Here is a 24,442-nt window from a genome sequence, read left to right as displayed (position 1 = left end):
GGAAGAAAATGAGGAGAACTTTTTCCATGCTTGTTGCGTTCGGCGCAATTTGCGGCGGCGCGAGGGCAGCGGATTTGCCTTCCCATACACTTGCTCCGGCGTACTCGATTCCGCCGGTTCTGACTTGGAGCGGATTCTATATCGGCGCAAATGTGGGAGGGGGAGCACCGGCGAGTAGGGGAACTGGTGGCGTCATCGGCGGCGGTCAGATTGGTTACAACTATCAGTTCCTCCCCACATTCGTTGTCGGTCTCGAAACGGATATTCAGGGATCGAGCGTGGGAGGCGACGCCGGATCGCCTCCGTTTGGATCGCCTCCCGGAGGAGTCGGGTCGCGAGGCGTGGATTGGTTCGGGACGGTTCGCGGACGCGTGGGTACGACGGTGATCAATCCCGCGTTGCTCGTCTATGGAACCGGAGGCTTCGCCTATGGTGGAAGCAGTGGCGCGCAAACCGGCTGGACCAGCGGTGGCGGCGTTGAATGGGCTTTCGCCTCGAATTGGTCGGCAAAGGTGGAATACCTTTATGTCGACCTTTCTGGCGAAGCCAGTTTCGGGCCGCATCGACACGGCGACCAAGCTTTCCATGTGATCAGAGCCGGTCTCGACTATCGCTTCGATCCGTTCGCGCCTCTACCGAAGAGCTTCTGATCTGTCCCGATGGCGGAGGGCGCGGCCTCGCGTCCTTCGCCTGACTCGACAGCAAATCTCGAAGTGTGATGTCCATGAATGGCGACGCCGCCGCCTTCGCTTTGAATCCACACGTGATTCAATCGTGAAATATCCGCACGGCGGCGACGCATGTCGATCCTGAAGAAGAGTTCTCGAGACGTTTCATGTATCGACTTGCACTGATCATGCTCGTCAACGAGCGAGGCAAATATCTCGGCATCATCGCAGCCCTGTCCTTCACGGCGTTCATGATGGCGCAGCAGCCTGCGATTTTTTTCGGCATCCTCTCACGAACGACAGCGGTCATCACGGAACTTCCAGTAGTGGATTTGTGGGTCATGGACGCGAATGTGGAAAATGTCGACGATCCCAAGCCTCTTCCAGACACGCAACTGTATCTGGTCAAGGGCGTCAGCGGCGTCGCCTGGGCCGTTCCGTTCTATAGAGGTTCGATCAAGGCTCGGCTGCCCGACGGCAATTTCATCGCTTGCCAGCTCGTCGGCATCGACGACGTGACGCTGATCGGCGGTCCCGCGAAAATATCGGCAGGCCGCCTCGCCGATCTGCGCATCAGCGACGGCGTTCTGGTAGACGAAGCGAGTGCCTATGGAAGACTTGCGCAAACCGCGACAGGCGAGCAGCGTCCGCCCTTCGGCGTCGGCTCCACGCTGGAGTTGAACGACAACAGAGCCAGCATCGTCGGTCTTCATCAGGCGACGCCGTCTTTTCAATCACAGCCGATCATCTACACGACCTACTCGCGTGTGAAGATCTTTCAGTCCTCCGAACGCAAACTTTTGTCTTTCGTTCTCGTGAAGCTGAAGAAGCCGGAGGATGCGCAAAGGGTCGTTGCGGAAATTCGCAAGCGCACGGGACTCGCCGCATATACGAGCGAGGAGTTCCGCAGCCTCAGCACGCGTTATTTCCTGTTTCGCACGGGCATCTTCATCAATTTCGCGATATCCGCCGCCATCGCCTTCCTCATCGGCGGCGGCATCGCGGGACAGACCTTCTACAATTTCACCCTCGACCACCTGAGATATTTCGGCGTTTTGAAGGCGATGGGAGCCAGCAATCGCCTGCTCCTCGGAATGATCGCGTTACAGTCTCTCACTGCGGGAGTGATCGGCTTCGGACTCGGCATCGGCGCAGTCACTTTCTTCGGGACCTTCATCCAGGACTCGCGGTTCGCCTTCGAGATCAACAACTGGATCGTTTCTGCGAGCGGCGCCGCGATCATAACCGTCAGCCTTTTGGCGGCGCTTCTCAGCGCTCGGCCCGTGCTTCGCCTCGAGCCGGCAACCGTTTTTCGAGGCTGAAATGAACGCTGCTTCTGATCAGCCGATCGCTGTCCGCTGCCGCGACCTCATCAAATATTTCGGAGAGGGGGAAGGACGAATCGCCGCCCTCCGTGGAGTCGATCTCGATGTCCGTTTCGGCGAACTCTTCATGCTCGTTGGCCCTTCTGGCTGCGGAAAGACGACTCTCCTCTCGATCATCGCTTCCGTCATCGATTCCGACGCGGGCGAATGCGTCGTCTTGGGCCGCGATCTCGCTTTGCTTTCCCCCGCGGAGAAGGCGCGGTTGAGGCGCGAGGACATCGGTTTCGTGTTCCAGTCCTACAATCTGATCGCGAGCCTTTCCGTCGCCGAGAACGTCGCAATCCCGCTGCTCTTGAATCGACGCCCCCGCGAGGAAGCGCTCGCCGCCGCAGAGCGGATCCTCGCGCGGCTCGGGCTGGGGGGCCGCGGATCCTCACGCCCGACGGATCTTTCGGGAGGGCAACAGCAGCGGGTCGCCATCGCCAGGGCTCTCGTGCACGAGCCGAGGATCCTCCTCTGCGATGAGCCGACCAGCGCGCTCGACGCGAAGTCCGGAGACGAACTTCTTCGAATGTTCCGGGAGATCGCGCTCGAGACTGATCGGGCGCTCATCATTGTCACTCACGACAACAGGATCTTCAAATACGCGGACCGTATCGCCGAGATGGAGGATGGGATTGTCAAAAGCCTCCGTCGAAGTGCGACAATGGCCGACGATCCGAGCGAAAGTCTCCTTGCATGATTCCGAGTAATGTCCTGCTACGCTTTGTCGTGCCGATCGCTTCGGTCGCCGGACTTGCCTTCGCAATTGTGATGGCGACGGCGGCGCGCCGTGTCCCGGATGCGTCGGAGCCGCTGACCCAGCCGGCGACGGCCCCATTCGAATCCTATATCGCCGGCGCGGGAATGGTGGAGGCGAGCAGCCGTAACATCGAGATCGGCGCGCCGGTGTCCGGGATCGTCGAGCAGGTTCATGTCCGCGTAGGCGAGGAGATCGCGGCCGGCGCTCCGCTGTTCAAGATCGAGGGGCGCGACATCGAAGCGCAATTGCTCGCGCGCAAGTCGGCGATCGGGGCCTATGAGGCGAAGGTCGCCGAGGCGGAGGCGATCCTCGGCGACTATAGATCGCAGCTCAAGAACGTAGAACGCATCACCGACAAAAGGGCGCTCGCTGCCGAAGAGTTCGAAAAAAGGAAGGCCAATGTAGCGATCTACTCGGCGAAGTTGACGCAAGCGAAGGCGGACCTCGTCAACGCCCGCGCCCAGGCAGACGAATCGCAAGTGGCCATCGAGAGGCGGCTCGTGCGCGCGCCGATCTCGGGACAGATCCTACAGGTCAACGTCCGTCCAGGAGAGTTCGCCGCGGCGGCCAAGAACTCGACGGCGCTGATGGTGATCGGCGAGACGAAGCGCTTGAATGTGAGAGTCGACATCGATGAGAACGACGCTTGGCGATTTCATGCGGGCGAGCCGGCGCGGGCATTCATTCGCGGCAACCGCGACCTCTTCACCGACCTGGTCTTCGAAACCGTGGAGCCCTACATCCGTCCAAAAACGTCGCTGACCGGCGCCAGCAATGAGCGCGTCGATACGCGCGTCCTTCAGGTCCTGTACAGCTTTCCTCGAGGCGCCATGCCCGCCTTCGTCGGACAACAGGTCGAGGTCTTCATCCACGCGCCGTCGCGTTCGTCTGTCCCGGCGACTTCGGAGCCCCGCTCCGCACCGCCCGGGAAGACGTCCGCAGGGATAGCCGGGTCGCAGCCATGATCGGGCTGCGACTTAAAATGGCGTTGGCGATGCCGCTCCTGTTCGGCGCATGCGCGATTGGGCCCGATCATAAGACGCCGGACATGGCGTCTCCCGACGGATGGAAGGAAGCGCGAAGTTCGGGGCATGGGATCTCGGCTGACGAGCAATGGTGGCGGGCATTCCGCGATCCGGTCCTCGAGAAGCTCGTTCGCGAGGCGGACGTCGCGAACCTCGACACAGCTCAGGCTTTCGACCGTCTCCTGCAAGCGCGAGCCGATCTCGGCGCTTCGCAAGCAGGGGTGTTCCCGTCCCTGGACGGTTCCGGCTCGTTCACGCAGTCGAGAGGCATGGGCGCATTGCAATCCGGCGCGGGCGGGATTACGGGGCTCTCGAACGGAACGAATTCGAGCAACGGCTCCAGTGTCGGGACGAGCAGTGGCTCCAGCCTCGCCCTTTCGCAATCCTGGAACACAGGCGTCACAGCGAGTTGGGAGGTCGACCTGTGGGGCAAGACTCGCCGATCGATCGAGGCGAGCGAGGCGGACCTCGGAGCGGCGGAAGCGGACCTCGCGGCGACGCGTCTCGAGATTCTCGGCGGCGTGGCGGAAACCTACGTCGATCTTCGCACGGCTCAGGCGCGGATCGTCTACACAGAGAGAGCAGTCGAGGATTATCGCGACGCCTTGGCGCTCACGAAAGCGCGCAAGGTCGGCGGCCTCGTAGCCGAAACCGAAGTCGTGAAGGCGGAAGCGTCCTTAGCCGCCGCGGAGGCGCAGGTTCCGCCTTTGCGCGCCAACGCGGCCCGGGCACGCCGCAGGCTGGCGGTGCTGACCGGCAGGAATCCAGGCGAGTTCGACGAGCTTCTCGATGCGCGCAAGCCCTTGCCTGCTTTCCACGGAAGGATCTCCGCCGGCATTCCCGCGGATTTGCTACGCCGGCGCCCCGACATCGTGAAGGCGGAACGCAAGCTTGCTGCGGCGACCGCCAGGGTCGGCGTCGCGCAAGCCGAGCAATTGCCGACAGTGAAGATCAGCGGCACGCTCGGCGGCCAGGAATTCCGCACAGGGAGCTTGACCATCGGCGGTTTCGGGACGTGGTCCATCGGCCCCACGGTCACGGTCCCGATCTTCGACGCGGGAAAGAAGCGTTTCCAAGCCGAGAGCAAAGCCGCGCAGTCCGACGAAGCCGCCGACGCCTATCGCGCCAAGGTTCTCTCGGTGCTGGAGGAGGCTGAAAACGCCTTCTCCGCCCGCAAGACGGATTGCAGCAAGCGTGACGCTCTGTCGCGCTCTGTCGCCCGCTACGGCGATGCTTTGCGTCTTTCCAAAGAACTCTACGCAAAGGGGCTGACAGGCTTTCTCGACGTGCTCGACGCCGAGCGCTCGCTCTACAGTAATCTAGACGGTCTCGCCAGCGCACAGGGACAATGCGTGAAAGACGTCGTTACGATCTTCAAGACGCTCGGCGGCGGGTGGTGATCTGTCGGATGATTTCGCGGCGTGACTCTGGCGCGATCATCCAGCAGGACTGTTCGAGAACAACAGCGAATCGGACCGGCACAGTTCGGCGTGTGGTCTGACCAAGTCGGAACCAAATCGGGACGGTAAACAAGACTTTGCCTGCGATCGAGCGGCGTGAGGAGCGATGGAGTCTCGTTCCTAAAATTTGATTGGGCGGGGCTCGACGGCCGGAGCGAGCGCATCGCAGCTACAAAAGCAAAACGTAGCTCGGCGATAGCCCTTGTCACAATGTCCTTTAAGAAATGAACAGGAGCTGCATCGATAATTGACTTTGCTGCTATTTATCAAGCGACGGTGGTCGCCGAATACGGGAGTTTCAGTCGCGCGGCCCGGGTTCTCGGTGTGGGCCAGTCGGCTGTCAGTCGGCGTGTGAAGGCTTTGGAAGACTGTCTCGGCGTCTCGTTATTCGAACGTCACATGAGTGGCGTCCGGCTCACAGTCGCCGGTCAACGCTTTATCATCCGAGCTCGAGCAGCATTCGCCGAGATCGAGCTTGCATCGAAAGGCGCCCAGGCGGCGGGGCGAGGTGAGGAAGGCACAATCCGTATCGGATCTCTTCCATCCCTCGCTTCTGGTTTCTTCGGGGACCTGCTGGAACGCTACCGAAAGACGCATCCTCGTATCGGCCTCGAATTATATGAGGGTTCGGCGCAGGATCAGGTCGCCATGCTCATGGAGCGCCGTCTTGATGTCACATTTTTTGCCGAAGGCGTTCTTGCGCCGAGTTGCGACGCGGAAACATTCTGGTTTGCAGGAATTTGTGTCGCTTTTCCGCACAGGCATCCACTCGCCGGCTGCGACTTCATCGACTGGGAATTCGTCAAGAACGAGCATTTCATTTTGGGCCGTGAAGCGCTCAGCTCGGGGTTCGACCGACTTGCGTCTGATTCCATCACGAAATTCGGCGGGCGGATGACGCTCGAAACCCATGACGTTTCACAGGAGACCGTGATGAAACTTGTTGCGCTTGGATTCGGCCTCGGGCTCGTAACCGATACGAATACCTCGATCCGCTATCCAGGTGTCGCATTCCGACCAGTTCTACGAGAAGATAGTCGGCTCGGCTATCGAGCTGTATGGCTTCCTGGAAATGACAATCCAGCGCTGCGGCGCTTTCTCAGTCTGGCTCGCTCGATGTCGGCGGAGAAGCAGGCGCCGAAAGCGTAGTCTTGCTGCGTAAGCCTCGCGCCTTCGAAAACCCACGGTCGCCCGCGATGAATTTCTCCAGCATCGGCGTGATCAATTTCGCCGGTTCGATTTTTTGCCCAGATTCGCGCGCGAAAATATCCGCATAGGCGACGAGATCGCGATAGAGGGTGGCCGGCAAGACGACGGTGAGCTTGACCGGCTTGTCATCCTGAACGGATGTGAGTTTCAGTTTCGTCATTTGTCGAGCTCGGTAGCGTTGATTGCCGGAGGCGACGAATAAGGAGCGAGCACCAGATCGCGGGTGACGATGACCCGCACAGGAAAGCCGGGACGAATGGTGAGGGTCGGCTGGATATTAAGATTGCGGCCGACGACCTGCTGGCCGGTCTGGTTGAGGCTCTGCGCGCCGCCGCGCCGAAGGGCCTGCATGAGCGCGCTCTCGTCGCCAGTCGTCCCGAGCTGCGTTCCGACGCCGAGGATGGTCGAAAGCGCTGCGGCGCCCGCCAATCTCAGCCAATGATGGTCGACCTCGTCTTCGAGGCCGGAGAAGCCGGCCGCGTCAGCTCCGGGTTGGCGCTCGAGGACGATGGATTTACCGTCCGGCAGAATGAGCCGATTCCAGACGAGCAGCACGCGCGACTGGCCGAACGCGATCTGCGAGTCATAGACGCCGATCAGCTTCGAACCCTGCGGGATGAGGAGAAAGCGGCCGGTCGGGCTGTCGTAGACATTCTCGGTCACCTGCGCGGTGATCTGTCCCGGAAGATCGGAACGAATTCCGGTGACGAGCGCCGCGGGAATGACGGCCCCGGCCTGTAGGACAAAGCGCGACGCCGGCGGCGCGAGACGATCGGAGCTCACGGTGCGGCGATCAATCGGCGCGTTGACGAAGGCGAGCTTGCGGTCCTGCATGTTCTGGATGGCGTTCGGATCGATCGGCGGCGCTTCTCCCGTCGGCGGCGCGCCGGACGGCGAGGCGGATAGCGGCGCGCCTTCGCTCGGCAGCGGCCGTTCGCGCGCATTCGTCGTCGCGAAGAGTTTCGCGGTGCGGGCGGCCTCACGCTCCTGGCCGATGCGCTGTTCCTCAGGATCGACGGCCGCGGGCACCGGGAATTGCCCCTGCGCGGCGAGGATCGGCCGGCCGAGATCGCCAGGGAGCGGCGGCCCGAGCTTGGGGACGTTTTTCGGCAGGGCCGTATAGTCGCGCGGCAGCGACGCGAGCCCGTCTGCGGTGGTCTTGGCCTCGGTGTTGTAGAGTTCCGATGGAGGCCCGGAACGCCCTCTCGATTGGAGAGCATAGACGGTGAGGCCGAGAATAGCGGCGGCGGACACGGCGGAAAGCGCGATCAGCGCTCGCCGCGAGAGCCGGGTGACCGGCGGACGCTCGGGACGGAGCCGCAGCTCCTCGGCCAGCTTTTTCTCGTGCTCCGGCGGGCTCATATCGAGGGCCTCCCGTCGCTTCGCACGATCCGCACGACCTTTTGCGGCTCGGCGCCGAAGCGCAGCTCCGCTGCGGCGAACAGCCGGTCGACGATCATGTGATGGCCGCGCACGCGGTAATTGACGAGCTGGCTGTCTCCGGCGGCGCCGGTGACGAACAGCGGCGGCATTTCACCTTGGGAGATTCCGCGCGGAAATTCGATATAGACCTTGCGTCCGTCGTCGAAGGCGCGCAGCGGCCGCCAGGGCGCGGCGTCGCCCTCGACCGTGTAGCGAAAATTCAGACGGGAGATGTCGAGGCCCGTATCGACCGGGGCGGCGGCCTCGGCGGCGACATTGCGCCGGCGCAACGCGATCAGCTCGTCCTGCGGATATTGCCAGGACACCGAGGCCATATAGGTCTTGTCGGTCGAACGCAGCTCAAGGTGATAGGTACGCCGGTCGGTGTTGATGACGAGATTGGTCATCATATCGGCGCGCGTCGGCTTGACCATAATGTGGGTTTTTTTCGTCGCGCCGGTACCGCTCTCGGTGTCGCCGATGACCCAGCGCACGGTGTCGCCGGCGGCGACCGGGCCGGAGCCAACGAGTTGCTCGCCTTCCTGCAAGGCGATGTCGGTGATTTCTCCCGGCGCGGCGTAGACCTGATAGAGCGCGCCGTCCGTGAAGGGATAGATCTGGACTGCGTTGATATAGCCGGCGCGACGAGGCTCCATGCGCGCCGCGGCGTTGGCCTGCTCGATGCGCGCCTTCGGGTCGCTCGGCTCCGGCGGCTCATTCTTGCCGCGCGCCAGCGGCTTGAGCTGTCCGGGAAGCGGCAGAACCTTCGGAACCTCGACGATCCTGACGGGTCCCGGCGGGTCGCTCTGCAGCGCCGCCGGCGCCGGGAAATCGTCATAGTCGATGTCCGGCGGCTTGAAGCTCGAACAGGCGCAGAGGCTCGTCGAGCCGAGGAGAGCGAGGGCAAGCGCGCGAATGAAATGAAGCGTCATTGTCCGAGCTCCTTCGACCAGTTGACGGCGTGGATGAACAGGCCGAGCGGGTTCTTGCGCAGGCGCTCGGGATCGCGCGGCGGCTGCACGACGATCGAGAAGATCGCTGTCCAGCGTTCGGTCGCGGCGAGGCTGGCGTTCTCGTAGCGGCGTTCTGTCCAGGCGATGCGGAACGAATCGTCGGAGGCGCGGATGACGCTCGACACCTCGACAGCGACCTGGACCTGACCGATTTTGGCGAAGGGATCATTGGCGCGGGCGTAATCGTTCAGCGCCAGCGCGCCCTTGTCGGTCACGAAATCATAGGCCTTCAGCCAGTTTTGGCGCACGATGATCGGATCGGCGGGAATGGAGCGCACATATTCGATGAAACGCGCGAGGTGCCAGGCGATCTGCGGATCGGTCGGCTTATAGTCCGCGACGGCCGGCGCGACCGCCTGAGCTTCGCCGAGCTTGTCGATCTCGACCACGAAAGGGACGATCGAGCCGCGGGCGCCCTGCCAGACGAGCGCGGCGGCGAGGCCGCCGGCGAGGAACAGATTGCCGAAGGCGATCAGCCGCCAATTATAGGCCTGCGCGCGAGCCGAGCCGATGCGCTCGTCCCAGACTTGCGCGGCCTTCTGATAGGGCGTTTCGGGCTCGGGCGTGCGCCCGTAGCGAATGGAAGAGCGTTTGAACATCAGCGCGCCTCGGAAAGGTTGATGGAGGCTCCGCCGCCATGCGAGTCGCCAGAGCGGAGCGAATGTGCGGCGAGCGACAAGCCATGCGTGACGCCTTGACGGTTTTTCAGGCGTCGCGCCCAGGCGGGCGCCTCGCTCGAGGAGGAGACGGGACGCTCCGCCCCGCCGCCGGAGAGGCTCGACGCCGCCGCGCGCGTGCCGGGACTGATCGGCCCGTCGATCGGCGCGCTCGCTCCGCTTCCCGGCCCTCCGTCACCTCCGGACGACGGTGATCCGACCGCTGAAGGGCCGGGAGATCCGGGACCCGGCCCCGGCGGGATCGTCGTGGCGGCGACAGTGTCGCGGCGGCCGGCGAGGCTCGAGATCGCTCCGCCCGCGAGGCGCGCGGCGCCGAGGCCGACGGCGCCCGCGCCGGCCACCACGAGGCCGGTTCCGACTACGGCTCCGGCGCCGAGCTGCGGGCCGCCAGAAATGATGCCATTGGCGATGCCCGGGCCGAATATGCCGAGCCCGAGCAGGGAGAGCGCCGCGAGGGCGAGCGCCATGGCGTCTTCGATCGTCGGCTGCGCGCCGCTGGCGCCCTGCGTGAATTGGCTGAACAGCGTCGAGCCGATGCCGACGATGACAGCGAGCACCAGCACCTTCACGCCGGACGAGACGACATTGCCGAGCACGCGCTCGGCGAGGAAAGCGGTCTTGCCGAACAGGCCGAAGGGAATGAGCACGAAGCCCGCGAGCGTCGTCAGCTTGAATTCGATCAGCGTGATGAAGAGCTGGATCGCGAGGATGAAGAAACTCAGGATAACGACGAGCCACGCGAAGAACAGCACCCCGATCTGCACGAAGTTCACAACCACTGACACATATCCCGTCAGCCCGGAAATGGCGTCGAGCAGCGGACGGCCGGCGTCGAAGCCGACCTGCGCGACGCGGCCGGGACGCAGAAAGTCGGCGGTCGACAGGCTGCTGCCGGCGGCTTTCAGGCCGAGACCGGAGAAGCTCTGGAAGATAATGCGGGCAAGCGTGTTCCAATTGCCGATGAGCCAGGCGAACACGCCGACGAACATCGTCTTCTTCACGAGCCGCGCGATGATGTCCTCGTCGGGGCCCATGCTCCAGAAGAGCGCGGCGAGGGTGACGTCGATGACGACGAGGGTTGAGGCGAGGAAGCTCACCTCGCCACCGAGCAGGCCGAAGCCGGAATCGATATAGGAGGTGAAGGTCTCCAGGAAGCGATCGATGACGCCCGTTCCGCCCATGGCTCATTCGTCCTTCGGAATCTGCACATCCGGCGACGTGATCTCTTCCGGCGCCTCGAGACGCAGCGAGAACGCGTCGGGCGTCGAGTTCGCGCGCTCCATCAGTGTTTCCGGCGACGCGGTCGCGCGACATTGCGACGCCGACAAGTCCCGACAGGTGTCGGCGCGCGCACTTTCGACGATCAGGGCTCTGCGTCGCGAAAGCGCTTCGTCATTCGGCGCGGAGCGAAACGACATGGACGCGGGCGTCGCGACAGCCGCTCGCGCGTGCGCTTCGACCTCGCAAGAGCTCGAAGCCTGAAACGCGAGAATCGCGACGGCTCCGATCGCGACGCCGAGCGCCACGAAGGCCATATCTTCGGATTCGATCCAACGCTCGATCTTCATGGCGGCCCCCTCAATTGTGAAACATGGAGACATTCCCGGGTTGATAGCCCTGTCCCGGCGCGATGAAGCGGCGCAGCTGCTCGCGCGCCTGCTCCTGGGCTGCGGCGTTTCGCGCAACTTCGAGCGATTGCGCGCGCCCCTGGGAGGCGAGCAGCGCGGCCACATCCGCGAGCTGCTTGCTTTGCAGTGCGAGGAGCTGATTTCCGGCTTGGGAGGCTTGCAAGGCGCCGACGGCGGCCTGGCTCGATGAGACGATTACGCCGGCCTCCGAGCGTGTCGTGTCGATCGCCTGCACGATTCCGGCCTGCACGCGCAGCGCATCCTGCAGCGCCGCGACAGAATTCTGCCAGCGCTGCTGCGCGCCAGCGATCAGATCCGCGGAGCTCGCGGAAGGACTGGCCGCGCCATATTGGGTGGCGAAGGCGCGGTCGATCTGCTGGACGTCATAGGCGATGCGCTGCGCCTGCTGCAAAAGCTGCTGGGTCTGCGCGATCGACTGTTGGATCGTCTGCAAAGAGGAATAGGGAAGATTCGCGAGGTTCTTCGCCTGATTGAGTAGCGAACGCGCTTGGTTCTGCAGGCCGGTGATCTGATTGTTGATCTGCTGCAGGGTGTTCGCCGCCGTCATGACATTCTGGGCGTAATTGGTCGGATCGAACACCACCAATTGCGCACGCAAGGACGGCGACGACAGGGACGCCGCGAGCGCGATGGCGACACCGAGTTGGCGCGCGGAAAGCGAAAAACGAACAGGATTCATCGTGAAGCCTCCGGATCGGAGCTCTGCGTGACAAGATCGGCGGCCCAGGCGAGGCCGCGCGCCGTGAGCCAGGCGCGCGCAAGTCCCTCGCGCCCGCTTTGCGCGATAAGCTCGGAGATGAGCTTCTGGTCGGTCTTGGAGGAAGCGGCGCAGAGCGCGAACGCCAGCGGCCCGAGGCCGAGCTCGAACAGCCGATTGCCGCGCCGCGACTGGCAATAATAGTCGCGCTTCGGCGTCGCCCGCGCGATGATCTGAATCTGGCGATCGTTGAGGCCGAAGCGCCGATAGATGGCGGTGATCTGCGGCTCCAGCGCGCGCTCATTCGGAAGAAAGATGCGCGTCGGGCAGCTCTCGACGATCGCCGGTGCGATCGGACTCGCTTCGATGTCGGCGAGCGACTGGGTAGCGAAGACGACGGAAGCGTTCTTCTTGCGCAAGGTCTTGAGCCATTCGCGCAATTGGCTGGAAAATCCCTTGTCGTCGAGAGCGAGCCAGCCTTCGTCGATGACGATGAGGCTCGGCGCGCCGTCGAGCCGGCCCTCGATGCGGTGAAACAGATAGGCGAGCACGGCCGGAGCGGCGGAAGAGCCGATCAATCCCTCGGTCTCGAAGGTCTGGATGTCGGCTTGCCCGAAATATTCGGTCTCCGAATCGAGCAGCCGCCCATGCGGACCGCCGAGGCAATAAGGCTGCAGGGCGCGTTTGAGGGATTTGGATTGCAGAAGCACCGAGAGGCCGGTGAGCGTGCGCTCGCCGATCAGAGCCGAGGCGAGCGACGACAGCGCCGACCAGAGATGCTCCTTCACTTCCGGCGTCACGGCGACATTTTCGCGCGCGAGGATCGCGGCGAGCCATTCCGATGCAAAGGCGCGCTCTGCAAGCTCGTTGATGCGCGCCAATGGCTGCAGGGCGACGGGATCGACGGTGCCCTCGGCGAGCGCGCCGCCGAGGTCGTTCCAGTCCCCACCCATGGCGAGTGTCGCCGCCCGCGCCGAGCCGCCGAAGTCGAAGACGAAAATCTGCGCGTGCTCGTAACGGCGGAACTGCAGCGCCATGAGGGCGAGCAGCACGCTTTTTCCGGCGCCGGTCGGCCCAACGACGAGCGTGTGGCCGACGTCGCCGACGTGTAGCGAAAATCGGAAAGGCGTCGAGCCTTCCGTTTTGGCGAACAGCAGTGGCGGCGCATCGAGATGCGCGTCGGTGAGCGGCCCTGCCCAGACGGCAGAGAGCGGAATCATATGGGCGAGATTGAGCGTCGAGATCGGCGGCTGGCGCACATTGGCGTAGACATGGCCGGGAAGAGAGCCGAGCCAAGCTTCGATGGCGTTGACCGTCTCGACCATGCAGGTGAAGTCGCGGCCCTGGATCACCTTCTCGGCGAGCCGCAGCTTCTCGTCGGCGAGGCCCGGATTCTCGTCCCAGACGGTCAGTGTCGTGGTGACATAGGATTCGCCGATGAGATCGGAGCCCAAATCCTGGAGCGCCGCGTCGGCGTCGAGCGCCTTGTTGTGGGCGTCGGTGTCGAGCAGGAACGACGCCTCATTGGTCATCACTTCCTTCAGGATGGCGAAGACGGATTTGCGTTTTGCGAACCATTGCCGGCGAATGCGCGTCAGCATCTTCGTCGCGTCGGTCTTGTCGAGCGTGATCGCGCGCGTCGACCAGCGATAGGCAAAAGCGAGCCGGTTGAGCTCGTCGAGCACACCCGGATAGGTCGCGGACGGAAAGCCCATGATGGTGAGGACACGCAAATGGGCGTTTCCGAGCCGCGGCTCGAGGCCGCCGGTCAAGGGCTCGTCGACGAGAATAGCGTCGAGGTGCATGGGCGCTTCAGGAACGCGGACGCCGTGGCGCCTCGTCGAGACACAGGAATGGAGATAGGTCAGCGTCTCGCTGTCCGAGAGCCATTGGGCTTCCGGCGCGAAGCCCTCGACGAGTTGCAGCACGCGGTCGGTCCGATCGACGAACGCTGACAAGACGGCGGTGGCGCTCGTTTCCGAAGAACGGCCTTCGTAGAGCCAGCTTTCCGTAGCCGCCGCCTCGTCCTCTGGCGGCAGGAACAGCAGCGTCAGGAAATATGCGCTTTCGAAATGGGCGCCTTCCTCCTCGAACTGCGCCTTGCGCTCCAGATCGATGAGCGCCGACACGGGATCGGGAAAGCGGCTCGACGGGTAATGCTGCGCCGGATTGCGCTGCGCCTCGACGAAGATCGCCCAGCCGGAGCCAAGGCGCCGAAGCGCATTGTTGAGTCGCGCCGTCGCGCCCACGAGCTCGGCCTGCGTCGCGCTGTCGAGATCGGGCCCGCGAAATCGCGCCGTGCGCTGAAAGGAACCGTCCTTGTTCAGGACGACGCCGGGCGCGACGAGCGCCGCCCAGGGGAGGAAATCGGCGAGGCTCTGCGGCTTCCTGCGATATTCGGCGAGGTTGAGCATCGACGCCGCCTCCTCAAGCGCCGAGATGCGCGGGGTAGCGCAAATGGCGGCGAACGACCTCGACGAATTGCGGATCGCGTTTCGCCGCCCAGACGGCGGCGAGCTGGGCGACGATCCAGAAGCCGAGCCCCGCGACCCACAGGCGCAGGCCGAGGCCGAGCGCCGCCGCCAGCGTGCCGTTGAGGATGGCGATCGAGCGCGGCGCGCCGCCGAGAAGGATCGGCTCCGTGAGCGACCGATGCACCGCGACGCGAAATCCCGCCACGGCGCCGTCGGATGAGGAGGACGCGTCCTCCATCAGATCAGCGCTCCGCCGCCGAAGGAGAAGAAGGAGAGAAAGAAGCTCGACGCTGCGAAGGCGATGGAGAGGCCGAAAACGATCTGTACCAGCCGGCGAAATCCGCCCGACGTGTCGCCGAAAGCGAGCGTCAGGCCGGTCGTGATAATGATAATCACGGCGATGATTTTGGCGACTGGCCCCTCGATCGACTGCAAAATCTGCTGGAGCGGCTGCTCCCAGGGCATATTCGAGCCCGCGGCATGCGCGGCCGTCGAAAGAGTCACGACGCCCAGCGAGACGAAGCCGGCGGCGAAGCGAATCCGAAATCGTGTGCGGGCGAATTCCCTATTCATGGTTTTCTCCGAATTTGATGCGCGTGAGATCGGCGAGCGCGTATTCGCCGCGCTTGTTCAGCCCTTTGACGGCGGCGAGCTCGATGAGTTTTCGCTCGGCGCCGCGTCCGGCGAGCACGGCGACGATCTGGATCGTCTCGACGATCAGCGCGCGCGGCACGGTGACGACCGCTTCCTGGATGAGCTGCTCGAGCCGGCGCAGCGCGCCGAGCGCCGATCCGGCATGGATGGTGCCGATGCCGCCGGGATGGCCGGTGCCCCAGGCCTTGAGCAAATCGAGCGCTTCCGGCCCGCGCACCTCACCGATCGGAATGCGGTCGGGCCGCAGGCGCAGGGAGGAGCGCACGAGGTCCGAAAGCGAGGCGACGCCATCCTTGGTCCGCAGCGCCACAAGATTGGGGGCGGCGCATTGCAGTTCGCGCGTGTCTTCGATCAGCACGACGCGGTCGGAGGTCTTGGCGACCTCGGCGAGCAGCGCATTGACCAACGTCGTCTTGCCGGTGGAGGTGCCGCCCGCGACCAGGATATTCATCCGACCGACGACGGCGGCGCGTAGAGTCGCAGCGTGTTCCTGCGCCATGACGCCGGCGGCGACATAGTCGTCGAGCGTGAAGACGGCGACTGCCGGCTTGCGGATGGCGAAGCTGGGTGCGGCCACGACGGGCGGCAGCAGGCCCTCGAAGCGCTCTCCTGTTTCCGGCAGCTCCGCCGAAACCCGCGGCGCTTCGGCATGAACCTCGGCGCCGACGTGATGCGCAACCAACCGGATGATCCGCTCACCGTCCTCGGGCGGCAGCGTCGCGCCGGCGTCCTCCAACCCGCCTGTCAGCCGATCGAGCCAGAGCCGCCCATCTGGATTAAGCATGACTTCGACGACGCTCTCGTCGTCGAGCCAGCAGGCGATCTGCGGCCCCAGCGCCGTGCGTAGCATGCGGGCACCGCGCGAGATTGCTTCTTCGCTATGAGAGTCAGTCGCCACATTCGCCCCCAGGTCCGCTCGAATCGCGCGCGAGCGGTTCGAGACCGGGGTCGATTAAGAAAGGCGGAAATCGCTGATTGGCAACAAGCTGAATGGACGCGTCGCAGTCTAGCGCGTAAAGAAAGGAGAATGGCGGTGTGGAGAACGGGCGCTCGTGGCGCAACCGCCCCGTTCGGGACGGCGAACGGCAAACTCTGACCCAACGCGGTCATTCACATCTTGACTTTTGCTCGCTACGTCGAGTGCACGTCAAACAACCGGTGCTGTCCGTTCAACAGCCTCCCACGATCGCGATCGTTCGTTGGGCGTAGGCCCGCACCTCGTCGTCGACGAATGGAGTGTTGGGGTCGTGATGGAACGGCGCGGTATAGCCGTTAATGTCATCCAGCTCGCTATATTGTGGCGTCAGCGGGTGCGCAGTGTCTGTCCGGATAACTGCCAGCATATCGCCCAGCCATTTCCCTTCGAGGATCAGGTTGGGGAACCGATAGCGGATGTATTGTTCTAGCAGCGGCCGCATTACCATCCGCATGTCGCGAGCATCGCCACTGCGTCCCTCGGCGAACTCCTGCAGCCGCATGTGATCTTGCAAATAGCCCTCCTTGACCTCCCGCTCGATGTCCCACGGCTCGATCGACGAGCCGCTGACGCTAGCCGAAATCTGGAGCGGCGTGCAAGTCGCACCGTGGATGAGGCCGCGCACGGCGTCGAGAAAGAACTTATCATGGCTGAGCAAGATGACCTGCGCTGCTTTGCCCGTGTCGCCCGTCCGCACAATCTCCTTCGCGGTCATTGCCCTACGGAAGTCGTCGAGGCTGGTGAAAGGATCATCGAACACCACGATCTTGTTCCCGATTTCGGGGTCGCGTTTAAGCTGGGACAGGAAGAAGGCCAACGCGAACGTGTTCTTGTCGCCGGCGCTCATCGTGGTATCGAAGCCGGGATCGTCGGCGGTGGTCTTCGTCACATCGACGTCGTTGGTGTCGAAGCGCAGGCAATAGGTCGACTGCGGAATCTTGCCGACATAATTCTTGCTGCACTGCGCAACGCGGAAGCTGGCGCCGAATGACGTCAGAAACCGATTGATGTCGGCCTGATAGGCGCCAAGGATCGTCTCGTCATAGGTGTCGAGCGCGGCCTTTTTCGCGTCCTTCGCTTCGACGAGCGCCTTCTTGTCGCTTACCAGCGTGGCGTAATTAGAAGCTAGGCCGAGCACCGGCTCCGAGTGCCGCTTCTTTACCGCCTGAAGGTTCGTGAACGTCGCCTCGGCCCTGGCCTTATCCACTACGGCGTTGGCGTCCTTCACCGCCTGGATGCGGCGGTTGGCCTCGGCGAACGTCGCCACCTCGGCCGCCAACTGAACGATGGTCGCCGACCAGGAGGCCTGCGCCTCGATGAAGGCCGTCGATGATTCGACCGAATCAAGCGGCGCAGCCGCCTTGGTTGCCAACATCGCCTTGGCGGCGTCGAACAAGGCTTGCACCTCGCCGCTAATGCGACCGGCGGCGCCAGACGGCACATACCCATGATCGCAATAGGCGTTCCAAAACTCGGCGTCGATCGCGAGCTGTCCAAAGGCTTGTTCAACCCTCAGCGCTGTAGTCGACGACAGGGCTTGGTTGAGCGCGGCCCCCATTTCAGCGATAGCGGCCTTATGCGCGGCATACGATTCACTGAAATAGCCGCGATAGACGTCGATCAGGCTGTTGCCCTCGAGTGGCGCCGCACAGAAAGGACAGCGCTCGTCGACGATATGGGGCAGGCCCTGCGACAGCCACGCCTCGCCCTCTTCACGAAAATGGTGGTGTGAAAGCTGCTGCTGGATCCGTGCCGCCGCATCTGATGCGATGCCGTCGACGCCTTTGGTGAGTAGATCGAGAAAGCCCTCAGGCAAGATGGGCAGCGATGGCACGCTTAGTAGCTTGCGTGACGATATGGCTGAAGCGTCTTTGATCGCCTTAAGCGTCTTCGTCGCCTTGTCGATCTTGTTGTCGATGTCGGCATCCTCTGGAAGCTTCAAGAATGCGTCCAGCTTCATGCCGTTAGGGACATGTTGCTCCAGAACCTTCTTCTCAGCCGTGATCTCCGATTGTTTCGCTGTGGTGCTGGCATCGAGCCTATCGACCTCCTCAGCCAAGGCGACACCCGTCGGGCCCACGACGATGCGGTAGAAATTGCGACGATGCTCGACATCGATTTGATCGCCACCGTGGACATTCTCGGTCACAAACTGCTGATCGAAAATATGGATGTCCGGGTGCGAGACCGTCCAGGCGCCGCCTGAGAATCGGGTCTGTCCGCCGTCGAGGAGCAACCCGACTTCTGGTTCCAAGGTGGCATTGAATGCTTTTCGGCGCTGGATAAGCTTTGGGTCGTTGCGCTGGAGCGAGCGGAGGATAGCGCAGAGGGTCGTCTTGCCGCGTCCGTTGCCGCCGTAGATCAGCGTAAAGCGGCCATATTCACCACCGCTGATGCGCGCCGCCTTGAACCTACCAACACTCTTGATCGCCGATATTTTTTTCAGAAACACGTCAGATCCCCTTGATCGCTGCTTCTACAGCAGTACCATAGTATAGATTTGGCACTATGTCTCTGGCATCTCATCATTGAAAGTACGAGAGTAGATGAATACATCACGATAAATTTCGGCACCGTTGACCTCACCAACGACTATCGTATCTTCCTCTACTTCTACCATGACAATTCCTTCATTACTCGCATCTCGCCAAGCAGATTCAAGCAGCTGCTCGATGGCTTCGTGCGGCGTAGTTCCGCTTCCCTTTGTGATTGCCATGACCCAATTGGTTTTGCGTACACTGGAATAATTTGAACCTGTAGTCTGCGCAATAATACCCCGAACCTCGAAAGAAGCCTCGAATTCGCGTTTGGTTACAGTGTCGTCGTCATCGTGGCTGATTTCTCCTTGATGAACTAATACGCTGTTTAGGTCCTTAACAGTCTCGGTAAATTCCGCCGCAGACATCCATCGGCCCTGCCACAATATTAATGGCAGACCAGCAATATCTCCTCCGAAGGCGAGTACGATTTCGGCTGCTCTTGCCTTTTCGCGATCGGGCACGTCGGCTTTCTCAAAAGCGAGCGCTTGCTCTGAAGCCCATGCGGCCAGCACCGGCGCCGGCACGATTGGAAGAGCTGTGTTCCGGGACGCGGTTGTTTCAATCCCGATGAGGACGCCAGCGATCAGCCCGACTCTAGTGGCTGCAAGTCCGTCGACGGTGATTAACCCGTTGGAAGGCCAAGTGCCGGGGTCGACGCGGGCCCGTCCATAAATTCTGCCATCTTCGTCACGGAGCTCCGCAAGCTCTAGCCATGGCTTTCCCTTACCGGGGGAATCTTCTCCCGAGAGCCGCCCGAGAAGTGCCGCTCCGTCAATTTCGAGCCAGTCGGCGGCGCCTGTGCTGCCGACGCGTTTGGAGTCATGAATGACTTTTATAGCGACGTCTGTTGCCGGCGCGATCGCCGCGACCACGCGGTCGAGCTTGTCGATCCCCGCTTTGGGATGGGACTTGCAGTACAGCAGTCCCTCTGGTTCCGTCGGGTTAATACGCAGCTTTACTTCGATCCGCGCGCCTCCGTCCAAGGGTGCCTCATCAATGATCGCTTCGCGGAGATTTGGCCGCGAGCCTAGCCCATGAAGAAATTCGAGCACCCTCGCAGATCGGACGTCGCGGTCGTAGCGGCGGGTAATCACTCTTACATGGTCGCCAAGCATGAACACTGAGAAGAAGCCGATCCCGTATTTTCCGCGGGCCTTCATGCCGGCGGAGGTCAAGCCGGGAAACTCCTCGATCGCAAGAGGGGATCGCCAAAAGGAATTTCCGAAGTCAATCAGAGGACCGGTCAGAACTGTGGTCGACATGCCTACGCCATTGTCCTCAACACAGAGCCAAAATCCGTCGTCGCGCTTTTCGAGAATAACCTGCAATTCGCCCCACTTGGGCGGACGTGACTGTAGTCGCCGGCGAGCTGTGATTGAATCTAGCCCATTTTGGATAAGCTCGCGTATTGGCGCGGCGGCACTATCCCCATAGAGCTTGCTCCCGCCTAGGGTCGCGACAATCTTGGGGACATCGGTCACCCGGACCGTGCTATCCACAGGCATCCATCCGACTGTTTCAACGGTACGCGCCAAATCGCTTGGCGAATGCGCGCCATCGACGCGGCGCACTGCAAGCGGCGTCCTTTGACGATCGCGCAGCAGCCGGTCCACGCTCCGCAATTCGCGGTCTACCATTTGCAGAGCGTCGAACGCGGTCCACCATGCTTCCGAGATATTGGCCTCGAAAGGAGGTTGCGCGGTATAGACGAGTGCGTCGCCTTGGACGAAAGGCTTCGCCATCCGCTCTTGAAACCTCCAGTGATTGGCGGAGATGCCGCGAGGCTGCGTGAGTGCGAAATCGAAGGCGGGCGATCGACGCTGATCGAGGTGCATGGCATCAGCCACCCGAAGTAGGCAAGCGACCTTTAGCAGATCAACGGTGCAACTGGTAACACCGGGCAGAGCGCCAAGTGTGCCGACGAGCTCCTCCTCTACCCTGGCAATTGACCACCAGTGGCTGTGAGCGATCTTGCCGATCTTAGGACCATAGAAATTGCGGATCTGCTGGTCCTCAATAATGAACATTGCCTGGTTCTGCGGCCCAAGCCAAGAAATCTTGGGCAGGTTTTCTGCTTGTTTCGCGTGGAGCAGGCGCAGCGCTTCCTCGGTTGCGCGATTTTCGGCTTCTTGAATCGCCACTGCATCGTCTACCGACAAAGCAGCCGAGAAGCGCGCGTAAAGATCTCGCCACTCTACTTGTTGCTTCAACTCGGCAATGCCGCCGGCAAAAGCGGCGAGGCTCATCGCTGCATCGTGAAGAAGCACCGCTCCTCCAAAAACGAAGGCCTCGGCAGGATTGAGCTCAATGGAATTGCCACAGGCAATTGAGGACATTTCCCAAAGCGCATCGAGATGGGTAACGTCGTGAACCGTCATAAATGGAAGGTCGGCGGCAATTTTCGCGACTAGCACGCTCGCGCGCTGTCTCATAGCCTCGTAGCAAGCTGCTAACCGCGCCTGTTCGTCGGAGTTCGCGTCAGTGCGAGTTTCCTCGAAGGCGGCCTTCCATAGTTGAGTCATTTTAAATTTCATAAGTGATCCTTGGACGCGTCGGTCGCCACCGCGCTCTTGCTGCCCACGTTCGGGCGGTTTTGCCGATATCCAACTCGGCTGTTTTTTCGATGAAGTCATACTGATATCGGATATGCCGCTTGAGGTTATATTTGATCCTTTTGCCGCGTCGCAGAGGCCGGCAGGTGGCACTGAGCGGTCGTTCGAATGGACAACTGGGCAGACCCGAAAACGGCCTCGACCTTGGCGAGAATATTCTGCGGACGCAAGCCATCGCTCATGGAGCCGCCACATGTGGGTCTGCTCCTGGCGCCTCGCCGACATTTCAGGCAAACCCGCTATCGCTCAAGTCGTTGTCGTGAGCCTTTTGCAGCTGAAGCGTCTCTCCGCTTGGCCTCTCGCATTTCCTCCGCGCGAGGCTGCTCGGGTCGGTCCAGCCAAGCGACGCGCGGAAGGCTGACCTCAGATCCCCTGATCGTTTTCCTCACGATGTCTACGACACGATCCTCGCGCTTGGAGCGCAGACGAGCGGCGGCGGCGCGCGCCATCCTTCGGTTCGAAACCAGTGTCGATTCGGTCATCAAACATCCTTTCGGCGATCGCGACGGCGCTCACCATAGCCGCAGAATGATGGGCGACGCCAGTGCCTCGGCCGTGCGTCGCGCGCTACCCAGCCCGTCTCGACGAGCTGCACGGGCGCGGGCAAACGCCGCCGAAGCAGAACCGACCATGCGCAATTCCGGAAAATTTTGGCCGCCTGAAAAGGGAGAAGCCCCCGCCATCCGCAGCCTCTCATCGGCGCCGATGAGATCGCGCGCTCCCGTGCCAAGGGCAAAGGGGAAGTTTTGGCGTAATCCAGATTACGAAGCGGACTTACCGATCTCGCGTTCGGGCATGGAGACTTCATCTGAGAGCTCCCGCGACAATCGCTGCCCCTTCGCCAACCTTCGCCCCAACGCTTGGATGAAATTCTCATAGCGCTCGCGGCCCTTCGCCTGCGCGGCGGCTTGCGCGCCATCGGGCAGAGGCGGCGTCGCGGTCAGCCAAGCGCGGATGTAGAGCGCGAGCGCTTCGACCGAGAATTCGAGGTCGCGCTCCATACGATCGACGGAGCGGGTGAGTCGGTCGAGCCGGCGTGTCACGGTAGCCTCCCAACGATCGGCGTCGTCCGACGTGAGAAAGGAAACAATGGCGGCTTCGGCGATCGCCGATTTTGCGGCGCGCTCTTTCGTCGCGAGCTTTTCCAGCCGCGCCATCATCTCGGCGTCGAGATAGACAGAGAGACGGTGTTTTACAGCCATCGTCGCCTCACAGCGCTATTCCATCGTCGGGATCCATCGTGGCTTGCCGCGCAACGGATCGGAATCGGCTGTGAAGAGCACGCGCGCGGATCGCATCCTCGTCGTCATGGTCGTCGTTGTCCATTGGCTCCTCCCGTGACCAAGCAGGCCCCGGTCTTTCCGGCGCGACGGCTTCGTGATCGGGGATTTCGGGCTCCCGTCGAATGCCGCCGTTCGCCGGATCATCAGCGTCCGATGTCGTGGCATCGCTCTGTTCCGCCTCCGCAAAAGCTGTGAGGCTCGAGGGCGCCATGATCCAGTCGTCTTGCAAATGACATGGCGTCGCAGTCCGCTTTGCGGCCTCGCGCTCGTTTCCTTCGAGGAAGGGAGGCGGGAGAATCCGCGCCGTCAATCGCCGATCCTCGTAATAGCGCGCCTTCTTCGCACGGATCGGCGGGAGACCGGAGACGAGAACGATTTCGTCCGTGGTGGGAAGCTGCATGATTTCGCCGGGCGTCAACAGCGGTCGCGCGGTTTCCTGGCGCGACACCATCAAATGGCCGAGCCAGGGGCTGAGCCTGTGGCCGGCGTAGTTCTGCATCGCGCGCAGCTCGGTCGCCGTGCCGAGGGCGTCGGAGACGCGTTTCGCCGTGCGCTCGTCATTGGTTGCGAAGGATACGCGCACATGGCAATTGTCGAGAATTGCGTTGTTCGGCCCATAGGCCTTCTCGATCTGGTTGAGCGATTGGGCGATGAGGAAGCTCTTGATCCCATAGCCCGCCATGAAGGCGAGCGCCGACTCGAAAAAGTCGAGCCGGCCGAGCGCCGGAAATTCATCGAGCATCAGCAATAGTCGGTGATGCCGATTTGTCGCGTCGAGCTCCTCGGTCAACCGGCGACCGATCTGATTGAGCACCAGACGCACGAGCGGCTTCGTGCGGGAAATATCCGACGGCGGAACGACGAGATAGAGCGTCGCCGGTCGTTCGCCCGAAACAAGATCGTCGATGCGCCAGTCGCAGCGGCGCGTCATCTGCGCCACGACGGGATCGCGATAGAGGCCGAGGAACGACATGGCCGTCGACAGCACGCCGGAGCGCTCATTCTCAGACTTGTTCAAGAGTTCGCGCGCCGTCGAGGCGACGACGGGATGCGGTCCATCGGCGCCGAGATGCCTCGTCGTCATCATCGCTTTGAGCGTCGTCTCGATCGGCCGCTTCGGGTCCGAGAGAAAGTTGGCGACGCCGGCGAGCGTCTTGTCGGCTTCGGCATAGAGCACATGGAGGATCGCGCCGACGAGGAGCGAGTGGCTCGTCTTTTCCCAATGATTGCGGCGTTCCAAAGCGCCTTCCGGATCGACGAGAATGTCGGCGACATTTTGCACGTCGCGCACCTCGGCCGGACCTCGCCGCACCTCGAGCAGGGGATTATAGGCGGCCGAATCGGCGTTGGTCGGATCGAACAGCAGCACGCGTCCGAAGCGCGACCGCCATCCCGCGGTGAGATTCCAATTCTCACCCTTGATGTCGTGGACGATCGCCGCAGCAGGCCAGGTGAGCAAGGTCGGAATAACGAGGCCGACACCTTTCCCGGACCGAGTCGGCGCAAAACAGAGAACGTGCTCCGGTCCGTCGTGGCGCAGATAGTCATGGTCGAGGCGGCCGATCACGACGCCGTCCGGCCCGAGCATTCCTGCGTTGCGAATCTCGGTCGCCGTCGCCCAACGCGCCGAGCCATAGGTGATGACGTTCGTCGATTCGCGGGCGCGCAGGACTGACATGAGGATCGCGGCGGCTATGGAGGCAAAGCCGCCCGACGCCGCGATGGCTGCGCCCTCGATGAAAATCTCGGGGGCGTAGGCGTCGAAGTGATACCACCACCAGAAGAACGCCGGCGGAGCATAGAAGGGCCAGGACTCGATCTTGAACCACGGCAGTCCCAATTCGGACTGGAAGGCGAGCCGCCAAGCCGTCCATTCCGTCGCGCCCCACGTCGTGGCGAGCACGATCGCGAAGACGACGAGGATCTGGCCCCATAGAATGCGCGTGGCGGACATAC

At 62.5% G+C, this 24,442-nt stretch carries 21 protein-coding genes; 6 read left to right on the top strand and 15 right to left on the bottom strand.

The window, feature by feature from the left end; all coding sequences use genetic code 11:
• Positions 1 to 26: 26 nt before the first annotated feature.
• From IY145_RS11205 to IY145_RS11195, 3 genes are all read left to right on the top strand, one after another.
• Positions 27 to 650 (top strand): outer membrane protein, encoded by a 624-nt coding sequence (locus tag IY145_RS11205; protein ID WP_246721966.1) that lies wholly within the window; start codon positions 27 to 29, stop codon positions 648 to 650.
• A gap of 185 nt (positions 651 to 835) precedes the next feature.
• Positions 836 to 1,990 carry an ABC transporter permease gene (locus tag IY145_RS11200; protein ID WP_196408289.1) on the top strand — a complete coding sequence of 385 codons (1,155 nt, stop codon included), beginning with the start codon at positions 836 to 838 and terminating at the stop codon, positions 1,988 to 1,990.
• Between the two features lies 1 nt (position 1,991).
• Entirely contained in the window at positions 1,992 to 2,735 is a 744-nt protein-coding gene (locus IY145_RS11195) for an ABC transporter ATP-binding protein (protein WP_196408288.1), read from the top strand.
• A 17-nt stretch (positions 2,736 to 2,752) separates the two neighbouring features.
• Here the strand turns inward: IY145_RS11195 and IY145_RS26315 are convergent, their stop codons facing one another.
• Positions 2,753 to 3,040 (bottom strand): hypothetical protein, encoded by a 288-nt coding sequence (locus IY145_RS26315; RefSeq protein WP_312030646.1) that lies wholly within the window; start codon positions 3,038 to 3,040, stop codon positions 2,753 to 2,755.
• Here IY145_RS26315 and IY145_RS11190 point away from each other — a divergent pair.
• From IY145_RS11190 to IY145_RS11180, 3 genes are all read left to right on the top strand, one after another.
• On the top strand, positions 2,942 to 3,760 hold the full coding sequence (locus IY145_RS11190) for an HlyD family efflux transporter periplasmic adaptor subunit (protein ID WP_312030633.1): 819 nt from the start codon (positions 2,942 to 2,944) through the stop codon (positions 3,758 to 3,760). The two genes, IY145_RS26315 and IY145_RS11190, sit on opposite strands and share 99 nt — an antisense overlap.
• Entirely contained in the window at positions 3,757 to 5,220 is a 1,464-nt protein-coding gene (locus IY145_RS11185) for an efflux transporter outer membrane subunit (RefSeq protein ID WP_312030579.1), read from the top strand. The genes IY145_RS11190 and IY145_RS11185 overlap by 4 nt, the downstream gene beginning before the upstream one ends.
• 336 nt (positions 5,221 to 5,556) lie before the next feature.
• Entirely contained in the window at positions 5,557 to 6,429 is an 873-nt protein-coding gene (locus tag IY145_RS11180) for a LysR family transcriptional regulator (RefSeq protein ID WP_312030578.1), read from the top strand.
• Here the strand turns inward: IY145_RS11180 and IY145_RS11175 are convergent.
• The 14 genes from IY145_RS11175 to IY145_RS11110 all read right to left on the bottom strand — a co-directional run bounded on the left by IY145_RS11175 (position 6,380) and on the right by IY145_RS11110 (position 24,440).
• Positions 6,380 to 6,649, bottom strand: a complete 270-nt coding sequence (locus IY145_RS11175; RefSeq protein ID WP_196408285.1) for a DUF2274 domain-containing protein — start codon at positions 6,647 to 6,649, stop codon at positions 6,380 to 6,382. The genes IY145_RS11180 and IY145_RS11175 overlap by 50 nt on opposite strands.
• Complete coding sequence (locus IY145_RS11170) at positions 6,646 to 7,851, bottom strand: TrbI/VirB10 family protein (protein ID WP_196408284.1); 1,206 nt, start codon at positions 7,849 to 7,851, stop codon at positions 6,646 to 6,648. The genes IY145_RS11175 and IY145_RS11170 overlap by 4 nt, the downstream gene beginning before the upstream one ends.
• The gene (trbG, locus tag IY145_RS11165; protein WP_196408283.1) at positions 7,848 to 8,843 is read right to left on the bottom strand and encodes a P-type conjugative transfer protein TrbG; all 996 of its coding nucleotides are present in this window, start codon (positions 8,841 to 8,843) and stop codon (positions 7,848 to 7,850) included. The genes IY145_RS11170 and trbG overlap by 4 nt, the downstream gene beginning before the upstream one ends.
• The gene (gene trbF / locus IY145_RS11160; RefSeq protein ID WP_196408282.1) at positions 8,840 to 9,523 is read right to left on the bottom strand and encodes a conjugal transfer protein TrbF; all 684 of its coding nucleotides are present in this window, start codon (positions 9,521 to 9,523) and stop codon (positions 8,840 to 8,842) included. Before trbF ends, trbG begins: the two co-directional genes overlap by 4 nt.
• On the bottom strand, positions 9,523 to 10,782 hold the full coding sequence (gene trbL, locus IY145_RS11155; RefSeq protein WP_196408281.1) for a P-type conjugative transfer protein TrbL: 1,260 nt from the start codon (positions 10,780 to 10,782) through the stop codon (positions 9,523 to 9,525). The genes trbF and trbL overlap by 1 nt, the downstream gene beginning before the upstream one ends.
• Before the next feature lie 397 nt (positions 10,783 to 11,179).
• Complete coding sequence (gene trbJ, locus IY145_RS11150) at positions 11,180 to 11,929, bottom strand: P-type conjugative transfer protein TrbJ (protein ID WP_196408280.1); 750 nt, start codon at positions 11,927 to 11,929, stop codon at positions 11,180 to 11,182.
• The gene (trbE, locus tag IY145_RS11145) at positions 11,926 to 14,361 is read right to left on the bottom strand and encodes a conjugal transfer protein TrbE (RefSeq protein ID WP_196408279.1); all 2,436 of its coding nucleotides are present in this window, start codon (positions 14,359 to 14,361) and stop codon (positions 11,926 to 11,928) included. The genes trbJ and trbE overlap by 4 nt, the downstream gene beginning before the upstream one ends.
• 13 nt (positions 14,362 to 14,374) lie before the next feature.
• Positions 14,375 to 14,659 (bottom strand): VirB3 family type IV secretion system protein, encoded by a 285-nt coding sequence (locus IY145_RS11140; RefSeq protein ID WP_196408278.1) that lies wholly within the window; start codon positions 14,657 to 14,659, stop codon positions 14,375 to 14,377.
• Complete coding sequence (locus IY145_RS11135) at positions 14,659 to 14,994, bottom strand: TrbC/VirB2 family protein (protein ID WP_196408277.1); 336 nt, start codon at positions 14,992 to 14,994, stop codon at positions 14,659 to 14,661. The genes IY145_RS11140 and IY145_RS11135 overlap by 1 nt, the downstream gene beginning before the upstream one ends.
• Positions 14,987 to 15,925 (bottom strand): P-type conjugative transfer ATPase TrbB, encoded by a 939-nt coding sequence (gene trbB / locus IY145_RS11130; RefSeq protein ID WP_196408276.1) that lies wholly within the window; start codon positions 15,923 to 15,925, stop codon positions 14,987 to 14,989. The genes IY145_RS11135 and trbB overlap by 8 nt, the downstream gene beginning before the upstream one ends.
• Positions 15,926 to 16,244: 319 nt before the next feature.
• Positions 16,245 to 18,503, bottom strand: coding sequence for an AAA family ATPase (locus IY145_RS11125; protein ID WP_196408275.1), 2,259 nt, complete (start codon positions 18,501 to 18,503; stop codon positions 16,245 to 16,247).
• A 54-nt stretch (positions 18,504 to 18,557) separates the two neighbouring features.
• Positions 18,558 to 21,125, bottom strand: a complete 2,568-nt coding sequence (locus IY145_RS11120; protein ID WP_196408274.1) for an ATP-binding protein — start codon at positions 21,123 to 21,125, stop codon at positions 18,558 to 18,560.
• Positions 21,126 to 21,964: 839 nt separating this feature from the next.
• Positions 21,965 to 22,405, bottom strand: coding sequence for a ribbon-helix-helix protein, CopG family (locus IY145_RS11115; RefSeq protein ID WP_196408273.1), 441 nt, complete (start codon positions 22,403 to 22,405; stop codon positions 21,965 to 21,967).
• Between the two features lie 7 nt (positions 22,406 to 22,412).
• The gene (locus IY145_RS11110) at positions 22,413 to 24,440 is read right to left on the bottom strand and encodes a conjugal transfer protein TraG (protein ID WP_196408272.1); all 2,028 of its coding nucleotides are present in this window, start codon (positions 24,438 to 24,440) and stop codon (positions 22,413 to 22,415) included.
• Between the last annotated feature and the right edge of the window lie 2 nt (positions 24,441 to 24,442).

It is taken from the genome of Methylosinus sp. H3A, assembly GCF_015709455.1.
Classification (GTDB): Bacteria; Pseudomonadota; Alphaproteobacteria; order Rhizobiales; family Beijerinckiaceae; genus Methylosinus.
The sequence above is the reverse complement of the archived record's forward strand: the minus strand, read 5'-3'. Positions and strand labels throughout refer to the sequence as shown.